Below are 21,514 nucleotides of genomic sequence, written 5' to 3'. Positions count from 1 at the left end.
TCAGGGCTGCAAACATCAATTCCCCCCGTTCTGTTCCGTATCCTGTGCCCGCCCGTACCCGCCCCGTTCGTCCGAGAGCCGCTGAAGGAGCAGCGTGAGCACGCTCCGTACACTTTCCCTACGGATTTCCGCCCGGTCACCGTTCAACCGCAGGGCGGCCACATTCCCGCCGGGTCCGCCGAGGGCGTAACCGCCCGTCCGCGCCGTCCCGGGCCGGCCTACGGCTTGATCCAGCCCCGCATCAGTGACTTCCGGTCGCGTTTGACCACCGTCCGCGACGGCCGCCGGCCCGACGACCGCCACGAAGACGGTCCCCACGGCCTGGCCGTCCTGCGGGTCCGGGCCCGCGACCCCGGTGGTGGCGATCCCCCAGTCGGCCCCGAGCATCCCGCGTACGCCGTGGGCCATCTGCCGCGCGACCTCCGCGTCCACGGCTCCGCGCTCGTCGAGGAGCTTGCCGTCGACGCCGAGGACATCCCGCTTCAGGTCCGTGGCATACGCGGTCACAGACCCCCGGAAGACCTTGGAGGCTCCCGGAACGCTCGTGAGCTCGGCCGCCACCAGCCCGCCCGTGAGCGACTCCGCGACGGCCAGCGTCTCGCCGCGTGCGGCCAGCAGCCGCACCAGCTCGCTCGCGCCGACCGGGGACGGGGTTTCCGAGGCTCCCGACCTTCCCAACGCTCCCGGGGTTCCCGAGGTTCCCGACGCTCCCGCAGTTCCCGACGTCACTGCTCGGCCTCCCGGCGCTCCTCGGCCCGGCCCTGCCTGCGCAGCACGATCGCCTGCTTCACATAGTCCAGGCCGGTCACCACGGTCAGCAGCACGGCGACGCCCATGACCCAGAACCGCAGCGTGGCGAGCGGCCCGGTCAGCGCCAGGACGTACATCCCGACGGCCGTGCCCTGCGCCAGTGTCTTCAGCTTGCCGCCGCGGCTGGCCGGGATCACTCCGTAACGGATCACCCAGAAGCGCAGCAGCGTGATCCCGAGCTCGCGGCCGAGGATCACCCCGGTCACCCACCAGGGCAGATCGCCGAGCCAGGACAGGCAGATCAGCGCGGCGCCCATGATCGCCTTGTCGGCGATCGGGTCGGCGATCTTCCCGAAGTCCGTGACCAGGTTGTACGTGCGTGCCAGGTGTCCGTCGAAGAGATCGGTGATCATGGCCACGGCGAAGGCGGCCCAGGCGAACGACCGCCAGGCCGGGTCGTACCCGCCGTTGCCGAGCAGCAGCATCACGAAGCCGGGCACAAGGAGCAGCCTGGCCATGGTCAGCAGGTTGGCCACGTTCCAGAGACTGGCCTGGTTGACGGCCGCGGCCCCCAGCTTTCCGCCCCGCACCGGCGTGGCGCCCGCGGCGCCCTGGGCGCCGGAGCCGCCTGACGCGGATGCCGGGACTCCGGTCATCTGCCGGCCTCCCCGAGACACTCGGCCACCAAATCCACGCCCTCCGTGCCGACGACCTTTGCCACGACCATACGGCCGACCTCCAGGCCTGCCCCGCCGTCGGCGGCCGCGGCGCCGGTCAGGCGGATCTGGCCGTCGGTCTCCGGGGCCTGGTGCGCGGCCCGGCCGAGCGGCCCGTCCTCCTCGTCGAGGGACTCGACCATGACCTCCACGGTCTCCCCGAGCCGCTCCTCCGCACGCTGCGAGGTGAGCTCCTCGGCCAGCCGCGCGATGTGCGCGAGCCGCTCGTCGACGACGTCCTGGGGCAGCTTCTCGGCGTACGTGGCGGCTTCGGTGCCCTCCTCGTCGGAGTACCCGAAGACGCCGATGGCGTCCAGCCGCGCGCCGGTGAGGAAACGCTCCAGCTCGGCGAGGTCGCCCTCGCTCTCGCCGGGGAAGCCGACGATGAAGTTGGACCGGACGCCGGCCTGCGGTGCCTTGGCGCGGATCGTCCCGAGGAGCTCGAGGAAGCGGTCGGTGTCCCCGAAGCGCCGCATGGCGCGCAGCACGCCGGGCGCGGAGTGCTGGAAGGAGAGGTCGAAGTACGGGGCGACCTTCTCCGTGGAGGTGAGGACGTCGATGAGGCCGGGCCGCATCTCGGCGGGCTGGAGGTAGCTGACGCGGACCCGCTCGATGCCGTCGACGGCCGCCAGCTCGGGCAGCAGCGTCTCCAGGAGGCGGATGTCGCCGAGGTCCTTGCCGTACGAGGTGTTGTTCTCGGAGACGAGCATGATCTCCTTGACGCCCTGCTCGGCCAGCCAGCGGGTCTCGCCGAGCACGTCGGAGGGCCGCCGCGAGATGAAGGAGCCGCGGAAGGACGGGATGGCGCAGAAGGAGCAGCGCCGGTCGCAGCCGGAGGCCAGCTTCACGGAGGCGACGGGGTTGGAGCCGAGGCGGCGGCGCAGCGGCGCGCGCGGCCCGGAGGCGGGCGCGACGCCCTCGGGCAGGTCCTTGGGGGCCTCGGCGTCCGCGTGGCCCGGAAGCGCGACGTCCGCCTTGGCCAGCTGGCGCTCGGCCGGGCTGATCGGCAGGAGTTTGCGCCGGTCGCGGGGGGTGTGGGCCTCGACGCTGCCGCCGTTCAGGATGGTCTGGAGGCGGCTGGAGATGTCGGAGTAGTCGTCGAACCCGAGCACTCCGTCGGCCTCGGGCAGCGCGTCGGCGAGCTCCTTGCCGTACCGCTCGGCCATGCAGCCGACCGCGACGACGGCCTGGGTCTTGCCGTGGCCCTTGAGGTCATTGGCTTCGAGGAGGGCGTCTACGGAGTCCTTCTTGGCGGCTTCGACGAAGCCGCAGGTGTTGACGACGGCGACTTCCGCGTTCGCGGCGTCCTCGACGAGCTGCCAGCCATCCGCCTCCAAGCGGCCTGCGAGCTCCTCCGAGTCCACCTCGTTACGGGCGCAGCCAAGAGTGACAAGGGCGACGGTGCGGCGTTCGGGCATGTTCTCAAGACTACTTTGTCCGCGCCGCGACCCCGGCCGCCAGGGTTACCGGGTGGTCGGCCCCCGGTCGGCGCCGCTTCACCCGCCCGTCACCGCACCCCGGTCGCCGCCCAGGTCACGGGCTGCGGAGGGGCTGGTCAGCCGACCTCCGGGTCGCCCTTCGTGTAGGTGAGGCGCTCCACCTGGCCGGGCTCGAATTCGTTGTCGACCTGCTTGCCGTTCACGTACAGCTCGATCGCGCCCGCGTCGCCCAGGATGAGGTCGATCTTCTGCTTGTCCTGGAACGTCTTGTCCTGGCCCGCTTCCAGTACGCCGTCGAAGAGGGTGCGGCCGCTGTGGTCCTTGGCGGAGATCCAGCTCCGGCCGTCCGCGGCGGTGACCTTGACCGTGACCTTGTCGCGCGGGACGCCGGCGATGGCGCTGTCCGAGGGGTCGGGCTTGGGGTCGGCGGGCTTGTTCGGCTTGGGCTTCTCGGCGGCCTTGCTGGTGGCGGGCGCGGCACCCTCGGCCATCGACCTCTGGCCGCCGCCCTCGTCGTCGCCGCCGGTGAACGCGGTGAAGCCGACGAAGCCGACCACCGCGACGATCGCGGCGACCATGGCGGCGGTCCAGTTCGGCCTGCGCGGTTCGGAGCGGATGCGCTCGGCCTCGAAGAGGGGCGCGGCCGGCGTGGGAACGGGCGGATGGCCGCCGTGCCCGGCGTCGTACTGGGCGACCAGCGGGGCGGGATCGAGGCCGACGGCGCGCGCCAGGGTACCGATGTGCCCGCGCGCGTACACGTCGCCGCCGCACCGGGAGAAGTCGTCCTCTTCGATCGCGAGCACGATCGGGACACGCACCCGCGTTGACGTACTGACTTCGTCCACCGTCAACCTGGCATTGACGCGTGCCTGGCGCAGGACATGGCCGATGGAGGGCTCGTCGGCCCGGCGGTCGGGGCGGTCGAGGCGGTCGTCTGAAGGTCGGTCGTCTTCAGGGGAGTTGCCGATGGACACGGGGGCGCCTTTCGAGCGTGTAGCCACCTGCCGGAGGTTCAGTTTAGGGGGGCCCGGAAAGGGTGGGGCAACCGGACGGACGGACTTTGTACGCCATCGGAATGGCCTGACATACCGATGGTGCGACATCATGCTCTTGTCTCCCTCAACTTGACGTGTGTCGAGGGGAAACGGTTGCCTGCCACACCCTTACGGGTGAGCCTCCCCGCGGATCACGGCGAGCACGCCATCCAGCTCGTCGGGTTTCACGAGAACGTCACGCGCCTTGGAACCCTCGCTCGGACCCACGATGCTGCGCGACTCCATGAGGTCCATCAGCCGTCCGGCCTTGGCGAAACCGACGCGCAGCTTGCGCTGGAGCATCGACGTGGACCCGAACTGGGTGGAAACCACCAGCTCAGCGGCCTGACAGAGGAGGTCGAGGTCATCGCCGATGTCCTCGTCGATCTCCTTCTTCTGCTTGGTGCCGACGGTCACGTCGTCGCGGAAGACGGGCGCCATCTGGTCCTTGCAGTGCTGGACCACCGCGTGGATCTCGTCCTCGGTGACGAAGGCGCCCTGCATACGGGTGGGCTTGTTCGCCCCCATGGGCAGGAACAGACCGTCACCCTTGCCGATGAGCTTCTCCGCGCCCGGCTGGTCGAGGATGACCCGGCTGTCGGCGAGCGAGGAGGTCGCGAAGGCGAGCCGCGAGGGCACGTTCGCCTTGATCAGACCGGTCACGACGTCGACCGAGGGGCGCTGCGTGGCGAGCACCAGGTGGATGCCGGCCGCGCGCGCGAGCTGGGTGATGCGGACGATGGAGTCCTCCACGTCGCGCGGCGCGACCATCATGAGGTCGGCGAGCTCGTCGACGATCACCAGCAGGTACGGGTACGGGTGCAGCTCCCGCTCGCTGCCCTCCGGCGTCTTGAGCTTGCCCTCGCGGACGGCCCGGTTGAAGTCGTCGATGTGCCGGTAGCCGAAGGCCGCCAGGTCGTCGTAGCGCAGGTCCATCTCGCGCACGACCCACTGGAGCGCCTCCGCGGCCTTCTTCGGGTTGGTGATGATGGGCGTGATCAGGTGCGGGATGCCCTCGTACGCGGTGAGCTCGACGCGCTTGGGGTCGACCAGGACCATCCGTACGTCCTCGGGGGTCGCCCGCATCATGATCGAGGTGATCAGGCAGTTGATGCACGAGGACTTGCCGGAGCCGGTGGCACCGGCGACCAGGATGTGCGGCATCTTCGCCATGTTCGCCATGACGAAGCCGCCCTCGACGTCCTTGCCGAGCGCCACCAGCATGGGGTGATCGTCCTCGGCCGCGTCCGCGAGCCGCAGCACGTCGCCCACGTTGACCATCTCGCGGTCGGAGTTCGGGATCTCGATGCCGACCGCGGACTTTCCGGGGATGGGCGAGATGATCCGCACGTCCGGGGACGCGACGGCGTACGCGATGTTCTTGGCGAGCGCCGTGATCTTCTCGACCTTCACGGCGGGGCCCAGCTCGATCTCGTAGCGCGTGACCGTCGGGCCCCGGGTGAAGCCGGTGACGTTGGCGTCGACCTTGAACTCCGTGAAGACGTTCGACAGGGAGCTCACGACCGCGTCGTTCGCGGCGCTGCGGGACTTGCCGGGGCCGCCGCGCTCCAGCAGGTCGAGCGCGGGCAGTGAGTACGTGATGTCCCCGGCGAGCTGGAGCTGCTCGGCGCGCGGCGGCAGCTCGCGGGGGGCGGCGGGCGCGGACTTGGTGAGGTCGGGTACGGCGCTCTCGGCCGCTCCCGGCGCGTTCTGCCGCTTCTTCTTCAGCTTGCCGGGCACCGGGGCGTCCTCGTCGCGTGCCGGCGCCTCCGTGACGCGCGCGCTCGGCACGGGCGCCGTGCGCTCCCGCTCGTCGGGCTGCGCCTGCTCCTCCCGCCGGTCCTCGCGCTCCCCGGACACGCCCTGCGTCAGGTCGGCGACCAGGGGCGAGGGCGGCATCCCGTGCAGTACGGCACCGTCGAGCGAGGCGGCCGCCGCTGCCGCCACGTCCACGGCGTCCATCGGCCGGTTCATGTCCGGCTGTACGGGGGTCCTGCGCGGCCTGCGGCGCTTGGTGAGCGCCTCTTCCTCGGCCTGGTCGGGGGCGTACGCGTCGGGCGCGGGAGCACGGCGCCGCGAGGACCGCGCGGGCAGCGCCTCGCGCCACTGCTCCTCGTAGCGCTCCTCGTCGTCGTCGTACAGCTCGGCCTCGGGCTCCGGCTGGACCACGCCGAGCCTGACGCCGAGGGCCCGCAGCCGCTGCGGGATGGCGTTGACCGGCGTCGCCGTGACGACGAGCAGCCCGAAGACGGTGAGGAGCACAAGGAGCGGCACCGCGAGGATCTCGCCCATGGTGAAGATCAGGGGCGTGGCCGAACCCCAGCCGATCAGGCCGCCCGCGTCCCTTATCGCCTGCATGCCGGAGCTGCGGGCGGGTGAGTCGCACGCGATGTGGACCTGGCCGAGGACGCCGATGACCAGGGCGGAGAGGCCGATCACGATCCGGCCGTTCGCCTCGGGCCGCTCGGGGTGGCGGATGAGCCGTACGGCGATGGCGCCGAGCAGCAGCGGCACGAGCAGGTCCAGGCGGCCGAAGGCGCCGGTCACCAGGATCTCCACCAGGTCACCGACCGGGCCCCGGAGGTTCGACCAGGTGCCCGCGGCGACGATCAGCGCGACGCCCAGCAGCAGCAGCGCGAGGCCGTCCTTGCGGTGCGCGGGGTCGAGCCCCTTGGCGCCGCGCCCTATGCCGCGGAACATCGCTCCGACCGCGTGCGCGATGCCGAGCCAGACGGCGCGCGCCATGCGGTACACGCCCCCCGTGGGGCTGGGTGCCGGCTTGGGAGCCGGCTTGGGCGCGGGCTTCTTCGCGGCGGCTTTCTTCGCCGGCGCCTTCTTCGCTGCCGCCTTCTTGGCCGGCGGTTTGGCGGCGGGCCTCTTCGCCAAAGCCTTCGTCGGCGCTGCCGCCTTCTTCGCGGGCGTCTTCTTGGCTGCGGGCTGACGTGAGGCCATGTGTGTGAGGTTACCTTTGTCGACCTCTGTGGACACGTGTGCCTACTGCTTCACCCGTCTGTGTCGCCCTGCGGTGGCGGGGAACTGACGGAAGCTCACCGGGACCGCGGGGCGACGTGCCGCCTCAGTTCTGCGAGGGGACGGAAGGGGCGCCGCTGCCGGTGCCGGGCTCCAGGGCGTCAAGGGCGCGGCGCAGACCGGTCAGTTTGCGTTCGAGATGGGCCGCGGTGGCCACCGCCGCCGCGTCCGCCGACTCGTCGTCGAGCTGCTTGGAGAGCGCCTCGGCCTGCTCCTCGACGGCCGCGAGCCGCGCCGACAGCTCGGCGAGCAGTCCGGCCGGTTCCTTCGCGTCACCCGCCGCGGGCTTGCCGCCGCCCTCCAGCTGGAGGCGCAGCAGCGCCGCCTGCTCGCGCAGTTGACAGTTCTTCATGTACAGCTCGACGAAGACCGAGACCTTCGCGCGCAGCACCCACGGGTCGAACGGCTTGGAGATGTAGTCCACCGCACCCGCCGCGTAACCGCGGAAGGTGTGGTGCGGTCCGTGGTTGATGGCGGTGAGGAAGATGATCGGGATGTCCCGGGTCCGCTCCCGCCGCTTGATGTGCGCCGCGGTTTCGAAACCGTCCATTCCTGGCATCTGTACGTCCAGCAGAATGACGGCGAAGTCGTCCGTCAGCAGTGCTTTGAGCGCTTCCTCCCCGGACGATGCCCTCACCAGTGTCTGATCGAGCGCAGAGAGGATGGCCTCCAGCGCCAGCAGATTCTCCGGCCGGTCATCGACCAGGAGGATCTTGGCCTTCTGCACCATGGCCCGCCCTCCTCGCCCCGGCGAAACACCGGGTGCCGCCCCAGAGGACGACTCCCTTGCGCCGCCCGTCCTTGTGCCGGTCATGGTAGCCGCACCCCGCCTGTCGCCACACCCTGTCACCGCGATGTCACCGTGCACGTAGCAGAAACGCGGTGGGAGACCAGAAGGTTCCCCGAATACCGCCGTTCTACACGACCTCCACCACACTGTGTCAGCAACTCCGCGTGACGAAGCCGGTTCTCGGTCATTGACCGCGCATCCACTGCTCCATCACCGACAACAGATGATCCGGGTCGACCGGCTTCGTGACGTAGTCCGACGCGCCGGAGTCGATCGCCTTCTCCCGGTCGCCCTTCATCGCCTTCGCGGTGAGCGCGATGATCGGGAGCCCGGCGAACTGCGGCATCCTGCGGATCGCCGTCGTCGTCGCGTACCCGTCCATCTCCGGCATCATGATGTCCATCAGGACGACGGTGACGTCGTCGTGCTGTTCGAGCACCTCGATGCCCTCGCGGCCGTTCTCCGCGTACAGCACCGACAGGCCGTGCTGCTCCAGGACGCTGGTGAGCGCGAAGACGTTGCGGATGTCGTCGTCGACGATCAGCACCTTCTCGCCGCCGAAGCGGAAACTGGGCCTGCCCGGAGCCGTCTCCTGGCTCGCCGCGGGCCACGGCTCCTGCGAGTGCTCCTCCGGCGCCGGGGCACCGGGCTGCTGACCCGGCAGCGCCGGCTGCTGCTCCGGGGCGGACGCGGCCCGCCTGCGCCGCCGGAAGAGCGAAGCGGGCGGGGCGGGTGCCTCACGCCGCGGCAGGGTCCCCTCGGCCTGAGCCGTGGCCTCGGCCCCGGCGCCCTCCTCCAGGGCCGGGAGCTCCGGCGCGCCGGGTACGGGGGCCAGCTGGGAGTAGCCCTGCGGAGGCAGTTCGCTGGGGTGCAGGGGCAAATACAGCGTGAAGGTCGAGCCGCGGCCCGGTTCGCTCTGAGCGTAGATCTCACCGCCGAGCAGCCGCGCGATCTCCCGGCTGATGGACAGGCCGAGCCCCGTGCCGCCGTACTTCCGGCTGGTCGTGCCGTCGGCCTGCTTGAACGCCTCGAAGATCACGCGCATCTTGCTGGCCGCGATGCCGATGCCGGTGTCCATCACCGAGAAGGCGATGAGATCGGCCCCCGCGTCCCGCAGCGAGCCCGCCTCCAGGAGCTGCTCCCTGATGGCGTCGGGCACGTCGCGGTTGGCGTGCCGGATGACCAGTTCGACCGCTCCGGAGTCGGTGAACTTCACCGCGTTGGAGAGGAGGTTGCGCAGCACCTGGAGCAGCCGCTGCTCGTCCGTGTGCAGGGTCGCCGACAGTTCCGGTGACACCCGTACGGAGAAGTCGAGCCCCTTCTCCGCGGTCAACGGCCGGAAAGTGGCCTCTACGTAGTCGACGAGTTGGACCAGGGCGATGCGTGTCGGGGAGACGTCCATCTTGCCCGCCTCGACCTTCGACAGATCGAGGATGTCGTTGATGAGCTGGAGCAGGTCCGAACCCGCTCCATGGATGGTCTCGGCGAACTCCACCTGCTTGGGGGTCAGGTTCGAGTCCGCGTTGTCGGCCAGCAACTTGGCGAGGATCAGCAGGGAGTTGAGCGGCGTGCGCAGCTCGTGCGACATGTTCGCCAGGAACTCGGACTTGTAGCGCATCGAGACCGCGAGCTGCTCGGCGCGCTCCTCGAGGACCTGCCGCGCCTCCTCGATCTCGGTGTTCTTGACCTCGATGTCGCGGTTCTGCTGGGCGAGCAGCTCGGCCTTCTCCTCCAGCTCCGCGTTGGAGTCCTGGAGCGCCTTCTGCCGGCTCTCCAATTCAGCCGAGCGCTCGCGGAGCTGCTCGGTCAGCTCCTGCGACTGCTTGAGCAGCACCTCGGTCTTCGTGTTGACGCTGATGGTGTTGACGCTCGTCGCGATCATCTCGGCGATCTGGCTGAGGAAGTCCTTCTGGATGTGCGTGAAGGGCTGGAACGCGGCCAGCTCGATCACACCGAGGACGGTTCCTTCGAAGAGCACCGGCAACACGATGACCTGCGCGGGCGGTGCCTCGCCGAGGCCGGAGGCGATCCGCAGATAGCCCGAGGGCGCGTTCTCCACGAGGATCGTGCGCCGCTCCTTCGCCGCCGTGCCGATCAGGGTCTCGCCGGGCCGGAACGACGTCGGCATGGACCCCATGGAGTAGCCGTAGCTGCCCAGCATGCGCAGCTCGTACGCGTCCTCCTGGTCGGCTCCCAGGTCCTTGGCGTCGTCCGTGGGCAGCGCAAGGAAGAACGCGCCGTGCTGCGCGGAGACCACGGGCGTCAGCTCGCTCATGATCAGCGAGGCGACGTCCTCCAGGTCGCGGCGGCCCTGCATCAGACCGGAGATCCGCGCCAGGTTGCCCTTGAGCCAGTCCTGTTCCTTGTTGGCGAGAGTGGTGTCGCGAAGGTTCGCGATCATGGTGTTGATGTTGTCCTGGAGAGCCTGGATCTCGCCCGCCGCGTCGACCTCGATCTTCAGGTTGAGGTCGCCGCGGGTCACCGCGGTCGCGACCTTCGCGATGGCCCGCACCTGACGTGTGAGGTTTCCGGCCATCTCGTTGACCGACTCGGTGAGGTCGCGCCAGGTCCCGTCCACGTCACGCACGCGTGCCTGGCCGCCGAGCTGCCCTTCGGTGCCCACCTCGCGGGCGACCCTGGTGACCTGCTCGGCGAAGGACGAGAGCTGGTCGACCATCGTGTTGATGGTGGTCTTGAGCTCCAGGATCTCGCCCCGGGCGTCGATGTCGATCTTCTTGGTGAGGTCGCCCTTGGCGATCGCGGTGGTCACCATCGCGATGTTGCGGACCTGTCCGGTCAGGTTCGACGCCATCGAGTTCACCGACTCGGTAAGGTCCTTCCACGTGCCGGAGACGCCGGGGACCCGCGCCTGGCCGCCCAGAATGCCGTCCGTGCCCACCTCGCGGGCCACGCGCGTGACCTCGTCGGCGAACGAACTCAGCGTCGTCACCATGGTGTTGACCGTGTCGGCGAGCTGCGCCACCTCGCCGCGCGCCTCGACCGTGACCTTCTTGGTGAGGTCTCCGTTGGCGACCGCCGCCGAGACCTGGGAGATGTTCCGCACCTGGCTGGTCAGGTTGTTGGCCATCAGGTTGACGTTGTCGCTCAGGTCCTTCCAGATGCCGGTGACGCCCGGCACCCGTGCCTGGCCGCCGAGCTGCCCCTCGGTGCCCACTTCGCGGGCCACGCGCGTGACCTGCTCGGCGAACGAGGAGAGCTGGTCGACCATCGTGTTCACGGTCGTGACGAGTTCGAGGATCTCGCCCTTGGCGTCGACGGTGATCTTCTTGGAGAGGTCTCCCATGGCGACGGCCGTCGTGACCTCGGCGATGTTCCGCACCTGGAGGGTGAGGTTGTTCGCCATGCCGTTCACTGACTGCGTGAGGTCCTTCCAGGTGCCCGAGACGCCCTGGACCTCGGCCTGGCCGCCGAGGATGCCGTCCGTGCCCACCTCGCGGGAGACCCGCGTGACCTGCTCCGCGAAGGCGGAGAGCTGGTCCACCATCGTGTTCAGGGTGTTCTTCAGCTCCAGGATCTCGCCGCGCGCGTCCACGTCGATCTTCTGGGACAGGTCACCGCGGGCCACCGCCGTCGCGACCTGCGCGATGTTGCGCACCTGGGCGGTGAGGTTGCCCGCCATGCCGTTCACGGAGTCCGTCAGGTCGCGCCACACACCGGCCACGCCCGGCACCTGCGCCTGACCGCCGAGGCGCCCCTCCGTGCCCACCTCGCGGGCCACGCGCGTCACCTGGTCGGCGAAGGCGGAGAGCTGGTCGACCATCGTGTTGATGGTGTTCTTCAGCTCCAGGATCTCGCCCCGGGCGTCGACCTCGATCTTCTGGGACAGGTCACCGCGCGCCACCGCCGTGGTGACCTGGGCGATCTGCCGCACCTGCGACGTCAGGTTCCCCGCCATGAAGTTGACGGAGTCGGTGAGGTCCTTCCAGGTGCCGCTCACGCCGTCCACGCGCGCCTGCCCGCCGAGCCGGCCCTCGGTGCCCACGTCCCGCGCCATCCGCGTGACCTGGTCGGCGAAGGACGACAGCTGGTCCACCATCGTGTTGACGGTGTTCTTGAGCTGGAGCATCTCGCCGGACACGTCGACGGTGACCTTCTGCGACAGATCACCGTTCGCGACCGCCGTCGTCACCTGCGCGATGTTGCGGACCTGGCCCGTGAGGTTGCGGAAGGCGGTGTTCACCGAGTCGGTGAGGTCCTTCCACGTACCGGCCGCGCCCTGCACCTGCGCCTGGCCGCCGAGCTCGCCCTCGACGCCGATCTCCCGCGCCACGCGCGTGACTTCCGATCCGAAGGCGGAGAGCTGGTCCACCATCGTGTTCACGGTGTTCTTCAGTTCGAGCATCTCGCCCGCGACGTCGACGGTGACCTTCTGCGACAGATCGCCGTTCGCGACCGCCGTCGTCACCTGCGCGATGTCCCGCACCTGCGTGGTGAGGTTGCGGAAGACCGTGTTGACCGAGTCCGTGAGGTCCTTCCAGGTGCCCGCCGCACCCGGCACGTTCGCCTGGCCGCCGAGCTGCCCCTCCGCGCCCACTTCGTTGGCCACGCGCGTGACCTCGTCCGCGAAGGTCCGCAGCGTCTCGGTCATCTGGTTGATGGTCTCGGCGAGCTGCGCCACCTCGCCGCGCGCGGAGACCGTGACCTTCCGCGACAGGTCGCCGTTCGCGACCGCCGTCGTGACCTGCGCGATCCCGCGCACCTGAGCGGTGAGGTTGCCGGCCATGAGGTTCACCGAATCGGTGAGGTCCTTCCACACGCCCGCCACGCCCGGCACCTGCGCCTGGCCGCCGAGCTCGCCCTCCGTGCCCACCTCGCGGGCCACGCGCGTCACCTCGGACGAGAACGAGGAGAGCTGGTCCACCATCGTGTTGACGGTGTTCTTCAGCTCCAGCATCTCGCCGGCGACATGAACCGTGACCTTTCGGGACAGATCACCCTTCGCCACAGCCGTCGTCACGAGCGCGATGTCGCGAACTTGTGCGGTCAGGCGGTACGCCATCGTGTTGACGGAGTCCGTGAGGTCCTTCCACGAACCGGACATGCCGCGCACCCTGGCCTGCCCGCCGAGCTTGCCCTCCGTACCGACCTCACTGGCCACACGCGTGACCTCGTCGGTGAACGTGGAGAGCTGGTCGACGAGGTTGTTGACCGTACGCCCGACCTTCAGGAACTCGCCCCGCAGCGGATGCCCGTTCCCGTCGGCCCCCTGCGCCCGCAGCTCCATGCGCTGCTCCAGGTCACCGTCCGCCACCGCGGACAGGACACGGCCGACCTCGGAGACAGGACGTACGAGATCGTCCACGAGGGCGTTCGACGCGTCGATGGCGGTCGCCCACGAGCCCTCGCTCGCTCCGCTCTCCAGGCGTTCCGTGAGTTTTCCCTCACGTCCGACCATGCGCCGCACCCGCGAAAGCTCACCCGTCAGGTGCAGATTCCGGTCGGCCACCTCGTTGAAGACCGCGGCGATCTCCGACATGACGTCGTCGCCGGAGACCGTGAGCCGCTTGCGGAAGTTGCCGTCCCGCATCGCCGCCAGGGCTGCGAGCAGCCTGTTCAGGGCCGCCGCGTCAACGGAGGCCTGTGCTCCCTGGCGCGGTTTGCGCTGTTTGTTCAGGGACTGTCCGTCTTTCGCGCGCGTGTCAGTGCCCCGCGTCGCTGCGCCAGACTCCACTGTGTCCCTCCCGCAAGGGTCGACCTACTGCTTGAGCTGCTCAGGCTGTCTCCATGAAGCTTGCCCAGTGTTTCACCATGGCCGAACCAGGCCATAACAGTTCGGCAGCTTCGCACACCGTCCGCACACCCTCCGGGCGGAAAACACTGACGACCGGCATCAGCATGGACGGCGAAGGTAAGTAACCTTGCATCCGGCTGTCCAACCACCCCGGTCCTGCCCGGCCAGGGCGGTGGTACACGAACAAGCGGGCATCGGAGGGGCGGCCGCACCATGAGTTCGGGAGAACTGGGCGTCGATACTCGTACGAGGAGTGCTGTGATCACCGCACGCGCGGCTGCGACTTTCGACCCCGTCGGGCGTTCCGTCGCGACGGCCCGCGCCTTCGTCCGTGACACCTTGCAGGGCTGGGGTTTCACCGACATCGTCGACGACGCCGTCGTCCTCACCAGCGAACTGGTCACCAACGCCGTCGTGCACGCGGGCACCGCGGCCGACGTCCTCTGCCTGCGCACCGAGGACGCCGCGCGCATCGAGGTCTCCGACCGCTATCCGGAACGCGAGATCCCGCTCCAGCAGTCCTCCGTGAACATGGGCAGCCCCGACCGCGAGGGCGGCCGCGGCCTCCAGCTCTGCGCCGCGCTCGCCACCCGCTGGGGCGTCGAGTACACGCCCACCCACAAACAGGTCTGGTTCCAACTCGACCTCCCCCACCGCCGCGTGGGCACCCGCACCGCGGGCCCCGCGCTCCCCGCCGAGCTGCTCCCCGTCGCCGACAGCAGGGTCCGCGTCGCCGTCATCCAGATCGACAGCGCCGGCGCGGTCTCCGCCTGGAACGAGGACGCCGAGGACCTCTTCGGATACGCCGCCGACAAGATCCTCGGCAAACCGCTCAACGACCTCGCGGCCTGGCCGCACACCCCCGGCACCAGCACCGGCATCGCCGAAGCCCTCCAGCTCTCACGCTGGGAGGGCAGCTACGGCATCCGCGGCTCCCACGGCCGCGTGATCCCCGTGTACGCCTCCCACCTGCGGGTCCGCGACACCGCCGGCGAGCCGTCCACGGTCTGCCTCCTCGTACGGGACGACGAGCGCGCCGTGCTCCAGACGCCGCTGCGCGGCGCGGCACCCGAGCAGGCCACCCTCAACGAGCCGAACGCCACGGACCCCTTCGAGGTCTTCATCGGCTCCCCCGCCCCCGACGATCTCGACGGCCTGCTCCAGCGCACCGTCGAGCGCGCCCGTGACATGCTCGACGGCGACGCCGCCTTCCTCCTCCTCGCCACCGACGACGAGACCGAGCTGGAGGTCCGCGCCTCCACGGGCCTGCCGTCGGCCACCCAGCGCTTCGCCCGCGTCCCCGTCGAGGCGGGCCCCGGACGCTACGGCTCGGCCCGCATGCCGGCCGTCCACGAGGACCTCACGGTCGTCCCCGGAGCCGTCCCGCTCCTCAGCGGCACGGGCATGCGCTCCGTCGTCACCGTCCCCCTCAAGGTCGAGGGCCGCCTCACCGGCTCCCTCGGCGTCGCCGCCGAGTCCCCCGACCGGTACTCGAACGAAGAGGCCCTGCGCCTCCAGTTCGCCGCCGACCGCATCGCCCTGGCCGTGGAGTCCGCGCGCCTCGGCGAGCTCGAACGGCTCCGCCGCGGCTCGCTCTCCTTCCTCGTCGAGGCCTCCGACCTCCTCGCGGGCACCCTGGACCGCGACCAGACCCTGGCCCTCATGGCCCAGATGACGGTCCCGACGCTCGCCACCTGGTGCGCCGTCTACACCATCGCCGACCAGTCGGCCGAGCCCTACCTCTCGTACGTCCTGCACGAGGACGAGGAGCGCATCGACGGCCTCAAGGCCCTCCTCTCCAAGATCGCCCCGCCCGACCCGGTCCCCACCCCCGGCGCCCGCATCTGGGCGGCTCCCTCCGAGGCCGCGCACCAGGCGGCGCTCCGCACCTCCATGCGCAGCCTCGGCCTCGGCGAACCCATGACCGTGGGCTCGGGCATCGGCACCACCCTCTCCACGGCGTCCGCGGTGGGCGGCGAGACGGTCGTCCTGCCCCTGGTGGCCCGCAACCGCGTCATCGGCATGCTCACGCTCGGTAAGCCCTCCGACGAGCACTTCCGCCAAGAGATCCTGGAATTGGCCGAAGATCTCTCCCGCCGGGCCGCCCTCGCCCTCGACAACGCCCGGCTCTACTCCGAGCGCACGGCGATCAGCCAGTCCCTCCAGCGCAGCCTGCTGCCACCCGGTCTCCCGCAGGTCCCGGGCGTCGAGGTCGACGTCATCTACCGCGCGGCCGGCGAGGGCAACGAAGTCGGCGGCGACTTCTACGACCTCTTCCCCATCCGCGACGGGGCCTACGGCTTCGCGATCGGCGACGTCTGCGGCACGGGCCCGGAGGCCGCCGCCGTCACGGGCCTGGCCCGGCACGCGCTGCGCCTGCTCGCCCGCGAGGGCTTCGGCGGCCCCGCGGTCCTGGAGCGCCTGAACGCCGCGATCCTCGACGAGGGCGCCCGCAGCCGCTTCCTGACGCTCCTGTACGGCGAGCTGTGGCCCCAGGAGGACGGCTCGGCGGTCCTGAAGGTCGTCTGCGCGGGACACCCGCTCCCGCTCCGCCTGCGCCAGGACGGCACGGTCGAGCCGTACGCGGAACCGCAGCCGCTGCTCGGTGTCATGGAGGACCTCGAACTGTACGAGCAGACGATGACGCTCGACCCCGGCGACGTCCTCCTCTGCGTCACCGACGGCGTCACCGAGCGCCGTGAGGGCACCCGCATGCTCGGCGACGACGGCCTCGCGGACGTTCTCACGACCTGCACGGGCCTGACGGCCGGCGCGGTGGCGGCCCGCATCATGCGCGCGGTGGAGCGCTTCGCCTCCGACGCCCCCTCAGACGACATGGCCATCCTCGCGATGCGCGTCCCCGGCCTCCAGAAGGACTGACCGCGCCGGGGCGCCTCCGGGTGCCCCGGCCCGGCCGCGACCGGCCCTGAACGCGATCGGCCCTGAACGCACTGAAGGCCCCCGCCCAACAGGGCGGAGGCCTTCATCAATTGAGCCCCCAAGCGGAATCGAACCGCTGACCTTCTCCTTACCATGGAGACGCTCTACCGACTGAGCTATAGGGGCCTGCTGCGCCCGGGGGTTTTCCCCGCGGCAACGGAATAGATCATACCTGAATTCCGCACCCGTTCGAACCGCCCATTCCTCTGGACCGCCCCCGCCTTCGCTGCCACCCTGCGCGCATGTCGCCCCGACTCCGTACGCGCCTCGCGTCCTCGCTCATGGCCTCGGCCCTGCTGGTGCCCCTGGCGGCCTGCGGCTCACCGAACGGCTCCGCGGACCCGAGACCGGGGCCCGCCAAGAAGCCGACATCCACTCCGGCGCCCCGCCCCGGCGACCAGAAGGTCACGCTCCTCTGGAAAGGCGAGAAGCGCGCCTACACGATCCACACCCCGCCCGGTCACACCCGCGCGGAGAAACTGCCCCTCGTGATCGCCATGCACCCCTACCCGTCCGACGGCAAAGCCATGGCGGCGATCAGTGGCCTGAACTCCAAGGCCGACGAGGAGAAGTTCCTCGTCGCCTACCCCGACGGCCTCAATCAGGGCTTCAACGCGTTGATCTGCTGCGGCACCGAGGACGATGTCGGCTTCATCCGTACGATCACGAAGAGGCTGATCGGAAGCCGGCAAGCCGATCCCGGGCGCGTCTACGCCACAGGCATCTCCAACGGCGGCGACATGGCGTACAGACTCGCCGTGGAGCTCCCCGGAACGTTAGCGGCCATCGCCCCGGTGAGCGGCGGCTACCTGGGCACGGACGCGGAGAAGAAGTCCTACATGCCGAAGACACCGGTGTCGGTGATGACCTTCATCGGCGGCCTGGACCAGCACTACGCCGGAATGGACGCGGGCATCAACACGTGGCAGAAACGCCTGTCCTGCGTGCCGAGCGACCGGCAGCGGCTCAAGAACAGCATCAACAAGACGACGGCCGAATGCCGGGACGGCTCAGAGGTGGTCGTCTACCGACTGCCGAAGATGGGCCACTTCTGGCCGAACGGCGCGGGCGGCGACATGTCCGACCCAAAGGCCGGTATCGACGCCACTGACGCGATGTGGCGGTTCTTCGAGAAGCACACCCTGAAGACGTCGTCATAGGGCTGCGGGCTGCGGGGTGGCCTCAGAAGGCCGGTTGCAGGAGGCCGCCGAGGGCGTTGCAGGCGGAGACGACACGCTGAAGGTCGCGGCGCGACATGGAGGCGTCGACCGGCAGGGCCAGCGTCTCGTCGGCGGCCCGCTCGGTCTGCGGCAGGCACACGTCCCGCCGGAACTGCGGCAGCCGGTGCACCGGTGTCTTCACCGGCACCCAGCAGTTGACGCCGCGGGCACGCACAGCATGCGCGAAGGCGTCCCGGTCGGGCCGCCCGTTCCCGGGCACGCGCACGACGTACTGCTGATAGCTGTGCTTCTCGGCGTCCTCGGGCGTCATGACCCCGCTGAGCCGTCCGCTGAGGTACGCGGCATGCGCCCGCCGGCGAGCGAGTCCGTCCCCCGGGGCCTCCGATTCGTTCCGCTCCAGTACCAGCAGCCCCTGTCGTTCTCCTACGTCACGCAGGCGTCGTACGTCGGCCTGGTTCCCGAAGCGGTGCTCGACGATGACGGCGGCCGTACGCGGGCTCACCACGGCGGCAACGGCGTCAGGGGCGAGGCAGTACGACGCCGGCTCTATGTCGGCGAAGACCGGCATCGCTCCGGCGAGGACCACTGCTTCGGCGGCCTCGGCGTCGCCGTACGCGGAAACGACGACCTCGTCACCGGCACCGATGCCGGCGGCGCGCAACATCCCAACTGTCCTCATGTCTCCGGATGTTGGCGGCGCAACGTGAACGGCAAGTAACGCAAAACAAAAAAGAGCTGGTCCCTGAACCGAAGTTCAGGGACCAGCTCTTCATCAAGATGAGTTCGGCGGCGTCCTACTCTCCCACAGGGTCCCCCCTGCAGTACCATCGGCGCTATGAGGCTTAGCTTCCGGGTTCGGAATGTAACCGGGCGTTTCCCTCATGCTATGACCACCGAAACACTATGAAACTGTCAACCGCACCGCCATGTGGCATGACGGGGTTGTTCGTGGTTTCAGAACAACACAGTGGACGCGAGCAACTGAGGACAAGCCCTCGGCCTATTAGTACCAGTCACCTCCACCCGTTACCGGGCTTCCAGATCTGGCCTATCAACCCAGTCGTCTACTGGGAGCCTTAACCCCTCAAAGGGGGTGGGAATACTCATCTCGAAGCAGGCTTCCCGCTTAGATGCTTTCAGCGGTTATCCTTTCCGAACGTAGCCAACCAGCCATGCCCTTGGCAGGACAACTGGCACACCAGAGGTTCGTCCGTCCCGGTCCTCTCGTACTAGGGACAGCCCTTCTCAATATTCCTACGCGCACAGAGGATAGGGACCGAACTGTCTCACGACGTTCTAAACCCAGCTCGCGTACCGCTTTAATGGGCGAACAGCCCAACCCTTGGGACCGACTCCAGCCCCAGGATGCGACGAGCCGACATCGAGGTGCCAAACCATCCCGTCGATATGGACTCTTGGGGAAGATCAGCCTGTTATCCCCGGGGTACCTTTTATCCGTTGAGCGACGGCGCTTCCACAAGCCACCGCCGGATCACTAGTCCCGACTTTCGTCCCTGCTCGACCCGTCGGTCTCACAGTCAAGCTCCCTTGTGCACTTACACTCAACACCTGATTACCAACCAGGCTGAGGGAACCTTTGGGCGCCTCCGTTACTCTTTAGGAGGCAACCGCCCCAGTTAAACTACCCATCAGACACTGTCCCTGATCCGGATCACGGACCGAGGTTAGACATCCAGCACGACCAGAGTGGTATTTCAACGGCGACTCCACGAACACTGGCGTGCCCGCTTCAAAGTCTCCCACCTATCCTACACAAGCCGAACCGAACACCAATATCAAACTATAGTAAAGGTCCCGGGGTCTTTCCGTCCTTCTGCGCGAAACGAGCATCTTTACTCGTAGTGCAATTTCACCGGGCCTATGGTTGAGACAGTCGAGAAGTCGTTACGCCATTCGTGCAGGTCGGAACTTACCCGACAAGGAATTTCGCTACCTTAGGATGGTTATAGTTACCACCGCCGTTTACTGGCGCTTAAGTTCTCAGCTTCGCACGCCCGAAAGCGCACTAACCGGTCCCCTTAACGTTCCAGCACCGGGCAGGCGTCAGTCCGTATACATCGCCTTACGGCTTCGCACGGACCTGTGTTTTTAGTAAACAGTCGCTTCTCGCTGGTCTCTGCGGCCACCCCCAGCTCAGAGTGCAAGACTCATCACCGGTGATGGCCCCCCTTCTCCCGAAGTTACGGGGGCATTTTGCCGAGTTCCTTAACCATAGTTCACCCGAACGCCTCGGTATTCTCTACCTGACCACCTGAGTCGGTTTAGGGTACGGGCCGCCATGAAACTCGCTAGAGGCTTTTCTCGACAGCATAGGATCATCCACTTCACCACAATCGGCTCGGCATCAGGTCTCAGCCTTAATGTGCGACGGATTTACCTATCACACGGCCTACACCCTTACCCCGGGACTACCATCGCCCGGGCTGGACTACCTTCCTGCGTCACCCCATCACTCACCTACTACAAGTCTGGTCCGTCGGCTCCACCACTTCCCTCAACTCCGAAGAGATCGGGACGGCTTCACGGACTTAGCATCGCCTGATTCGATGTTTGACGCTTCACAGCGGGTACCGGAATATCAACCGGTTATCCATCGACTACGCCTGTCGGCCTCGCCTTAGGTCCCGACTTACCCTGGGCAGATCAGCTTGACCCAGGAACCCTTAGTCAATCGGCGCACACGTTTCTCACGTATGTATCGCTACTCATGCCTGCATTCTCACTCGTGAACCGTCCACCACTAGCTTCCGCTGCAGCTTCACCCGGCACACGACGCTCCCCTACCCATCACAGCGGGCGTTGGCCCTATAGCTGCAATGACACGACTTCGGCGGTACGCTTGAGCCCCGCTACATTGTCGGCGCGGAATCACTAGACCAGTGAGCTATTACGCACTCTTTCAAGGGTGGCTGCTTCTAAGCCAACCTCCTGGTTGTCTGTGCGACTCCACATCCTTTCCCACTTAGCGTACGCTTAGGGGCCTTAGTCGATGCTCTGGGCTGTTTCCCTCTCGACCATGGAGCTTATCCCCCACAGTCTCACTGCCGTGCTCTCACTTACCGGCATTCGGAGTTTGGCTAAGGTCAGTAACCCGGTAGGGCCCATCGCCTATCCAGTGCTCTACCTCCGGCAAGAAACACACGACGCTGCACCTAAATGCATTTCGGGGAGAACCAGCTATCACGGAGTTTGATTGGCCTTTCACCCCTAACCACAGGTCATCCCCCAGGTTTTCAACCCTGGTGGGTTCGGTCCTCCACGACCTCTTACAGCCGCTTCAACCTGCCCATGGCTAGATCACTCCGCTTCGGGTCTTGAGCGCGCTACTAAATCGCCCTATTCGGACTCGCTTTCGCTACGGCTTCCCCACACGGGTTAACCTCGCAACACACCGCAAACTCGCAGGCTCATTCTTCAAAAGGCACGCAGTCACGACGCACCAAGCAAGCTTGATGCGCGACGCTCCCACGGCTTGTAGGCACACGGTTTCAGGTACTATTTCACTCCGCTCCCGCGGTACTTTTCACCATTCCCTCACGGTACTATCCGCTATCGGTCACCAGGGAATATTTAGGCTTAACGGGTGGTCCCGCCAGATTCACACGGGATTTCTCGGGCCCCGTGCTACTTGGGTGTCTCTCAAACGAGCCGTTGATGTTTCGACTACGGGGGTCTTACCCTCTACGCCGGACCTTTCGCATGTCCTTCGTCTACACCAACGGTTTCTGACTCGCCTCACAGCCGGCAGACTGTGAAAGAGAGATCCCACAACCCCGCACACGCAACCCCTGCCGGGTATCACACGTATACGGTTTGGCCTCATCCGGTTTCGCTCGCCACTACTCCCGGAATCACGGTTGT

10 protein-coding genes, 1 tRNA gene and 2 rRNA genes (1 of these 13 only partly in view) are annotated in these 21,514 nt (G+C 68.0%); 2 read left to right on the top strand and 11 right to left on the bottom strand.

What is annotated here, in order from left to right:
* Positions 1–15 precede the first annotated feature (15 nt).
* The 7 genes from ACRAKF_RS28270 to ACRAKF_RS28240 all read right to left on the bottom strand — a co-directional run bounded on the left by ACRAKF_RS28270 (position 16) and on the right by ACRAKF_RS28240 (position 13,451).
* Positions 16–678: a CinA family protein gene (locus tag ACRAKF_RS28270; protein WP_447040351.1), complete on the bottom strand. Its 663-nt coding sequence runs from the start codon at positions 676–678 to the stop codon at positions 16–18.
* Between the two features lie 47 nt (positions 679–725).
* Complete coding sequence (gene pgsA / locus ACRAKF_RS28265) at positions 726–1,406, bottom strand: CDP-diacylglycerol--glycerol-3-phosphate 3-phosphatidyltransferase (RefSeq protein WP_447040350.1); 681 nt, start codon at positions 1,404–1,406, stop codon at positions 726–728.
* Positions 1,403–2,884: a 30S ribosomal protein S12 methylthiotransferase RimO gene (rimO, locus tag ACRAKF_RS28260; RefSeq protein WP_447040349.1), complete on the bottom strand. Its 1,482-nt coding sequence runs from the start codon at positions 2,882–2,884 to the stop codon at positions 1,403–1,405. The genes pgsA and rimO overlap by 4 nt, the downstream gene beginning before the upstream one ends.
* A gap of 137 nt (positions 2,885–3,021) precedes the next feature.
* Complete coding sequence (locus ACRAKF_RS28255) at positions 3,022–3,879, bottom strand: helix-turn-helix domain-containing protein (RefSeq protein WP_447040348.1); 858 nt, start codon at positions 3,877–3,879, stop codon at positions 3,022–3,024.
* A gap of 189 nt (positions 3,880–4,068) precedes the next feature.
* Positions 4,069–6,891 (bottom strand): DNA translocase FtsK, encoded by a 2,823-nt coding sequence (locus ACRAKF_RS28250; protein WP_447040347.1) that lies wholly within the window; start codon positions 6,889–6,891, stop codon positions 4,069–4,071.
* A 124-nt stretch (positions 6,892–7,015) separates the two neighbouring features.
* Positions 7,016–7,699, bottom strand: a complete 684-nt coding sequence (locus ACRAKF_RS28245; protein WP_369213789.1) for a response regulator — start codon at positions 7,697–7,699, stop codon at positions 7,016–7,018.
* A 244-nt stretch (positions 7,700–7,943) separates the two neighbouring features.
* Positions 7,944–13,451 carry a HAMP domain-containing protein gene (locus ACRAKF_RS28240; RefSeq protein WP_447040346.1) on the bottom strand — a complete coding sequence of 1,836 codons (5,508 nt, stop codon included), beginning with the start codon at positions 13,449–13,451 and terminating at the stop codon, positions 7,944–7,946.
* A gap of 318 nt (positions 13,452–13,769) precedes the next feature.
* On the opposite strand from ACRAKF_RS28240, the gene ACRAKF_RS28235 reads away from it, so the two are divergent.
* Entirely contained in the window at positions 13,770–16,391 is a 2,622-nt protein-coding gene (locus ACRAKF_RS28235; RefSeq protein WP_447040345.1) for a SpoIIE family protein phosphatase, read from the top strand.
* A 113-nt stretch (positions 16,392–16,504) separates the two neighbouring features.
* Here the strand turns inward: ACRAKF_RS28235 and ACRAKF_RS28230 are convergent.
* Positions 16,505–16,577: transfer RNA gene (locus ACRAKF_RS28230), tRNA-Thr, on the bottom strand.
* A gap of 116 nt (positions 16,578–16,693) precedes the next feature.
* Between ACRAKF_RS28230 and ACRAKF_RS28225 the strand changes: the two genes are divergently transcribed.
* A complete protein-coding gene (locus ACRAKF_RS28225) occupies positions 16,694–17,611 on the top strand; it encodes an alpha/beta hydrolase family esterase (RefSeq protein WP_447040344.1) in 918 nt (305 codons plus the stop codon).
* A gap of 22 nt (positions 17,612–17,633) precedes the next feature.
* Here ACRAKF_RS28225 and ACRAKF_RS28220 read toward each other — a convergent pair whose 3' ends face one another.
* The 3 genes from ACRAKF_RS28220 to ACRAKF_RS28210 all read right to left on the bottom strand — a co-directional run.
* Positions 17,634–18,296, bottom strand: a complete 663-nt coding sequence (locus ACRAKF_RS28220) for a DegT/DnrJ/EryC1/StrS family aminotransferase (protein WP_447040343.1) — start codon at positions 18,294–18,296, stop codon at positions 17,634–17,636.
* Between the two features lie 117 nt (positions 18,297–18,413).
* Positions 18,414–18,530: ribosomal RNA gene (rrf, locus tag ACRAKF_RS28215) — 5S ribosomal RNA — on the bottom strand.
* 85 nt (positions 18,531–18,615) lie between these two features.
* Positions 18,616–21,514, bottom strand: a 23S ribosomal RNA gene (locus ACRAKF_RS28210) (it continues 226 nt past the right edge of the window).

This window comes from Streptomyces sp. DSM 118878, from assembly GCF_052936595.1.
This window is presented reverse-complemented; position numbering and strand designations above follow the sequence as displayed.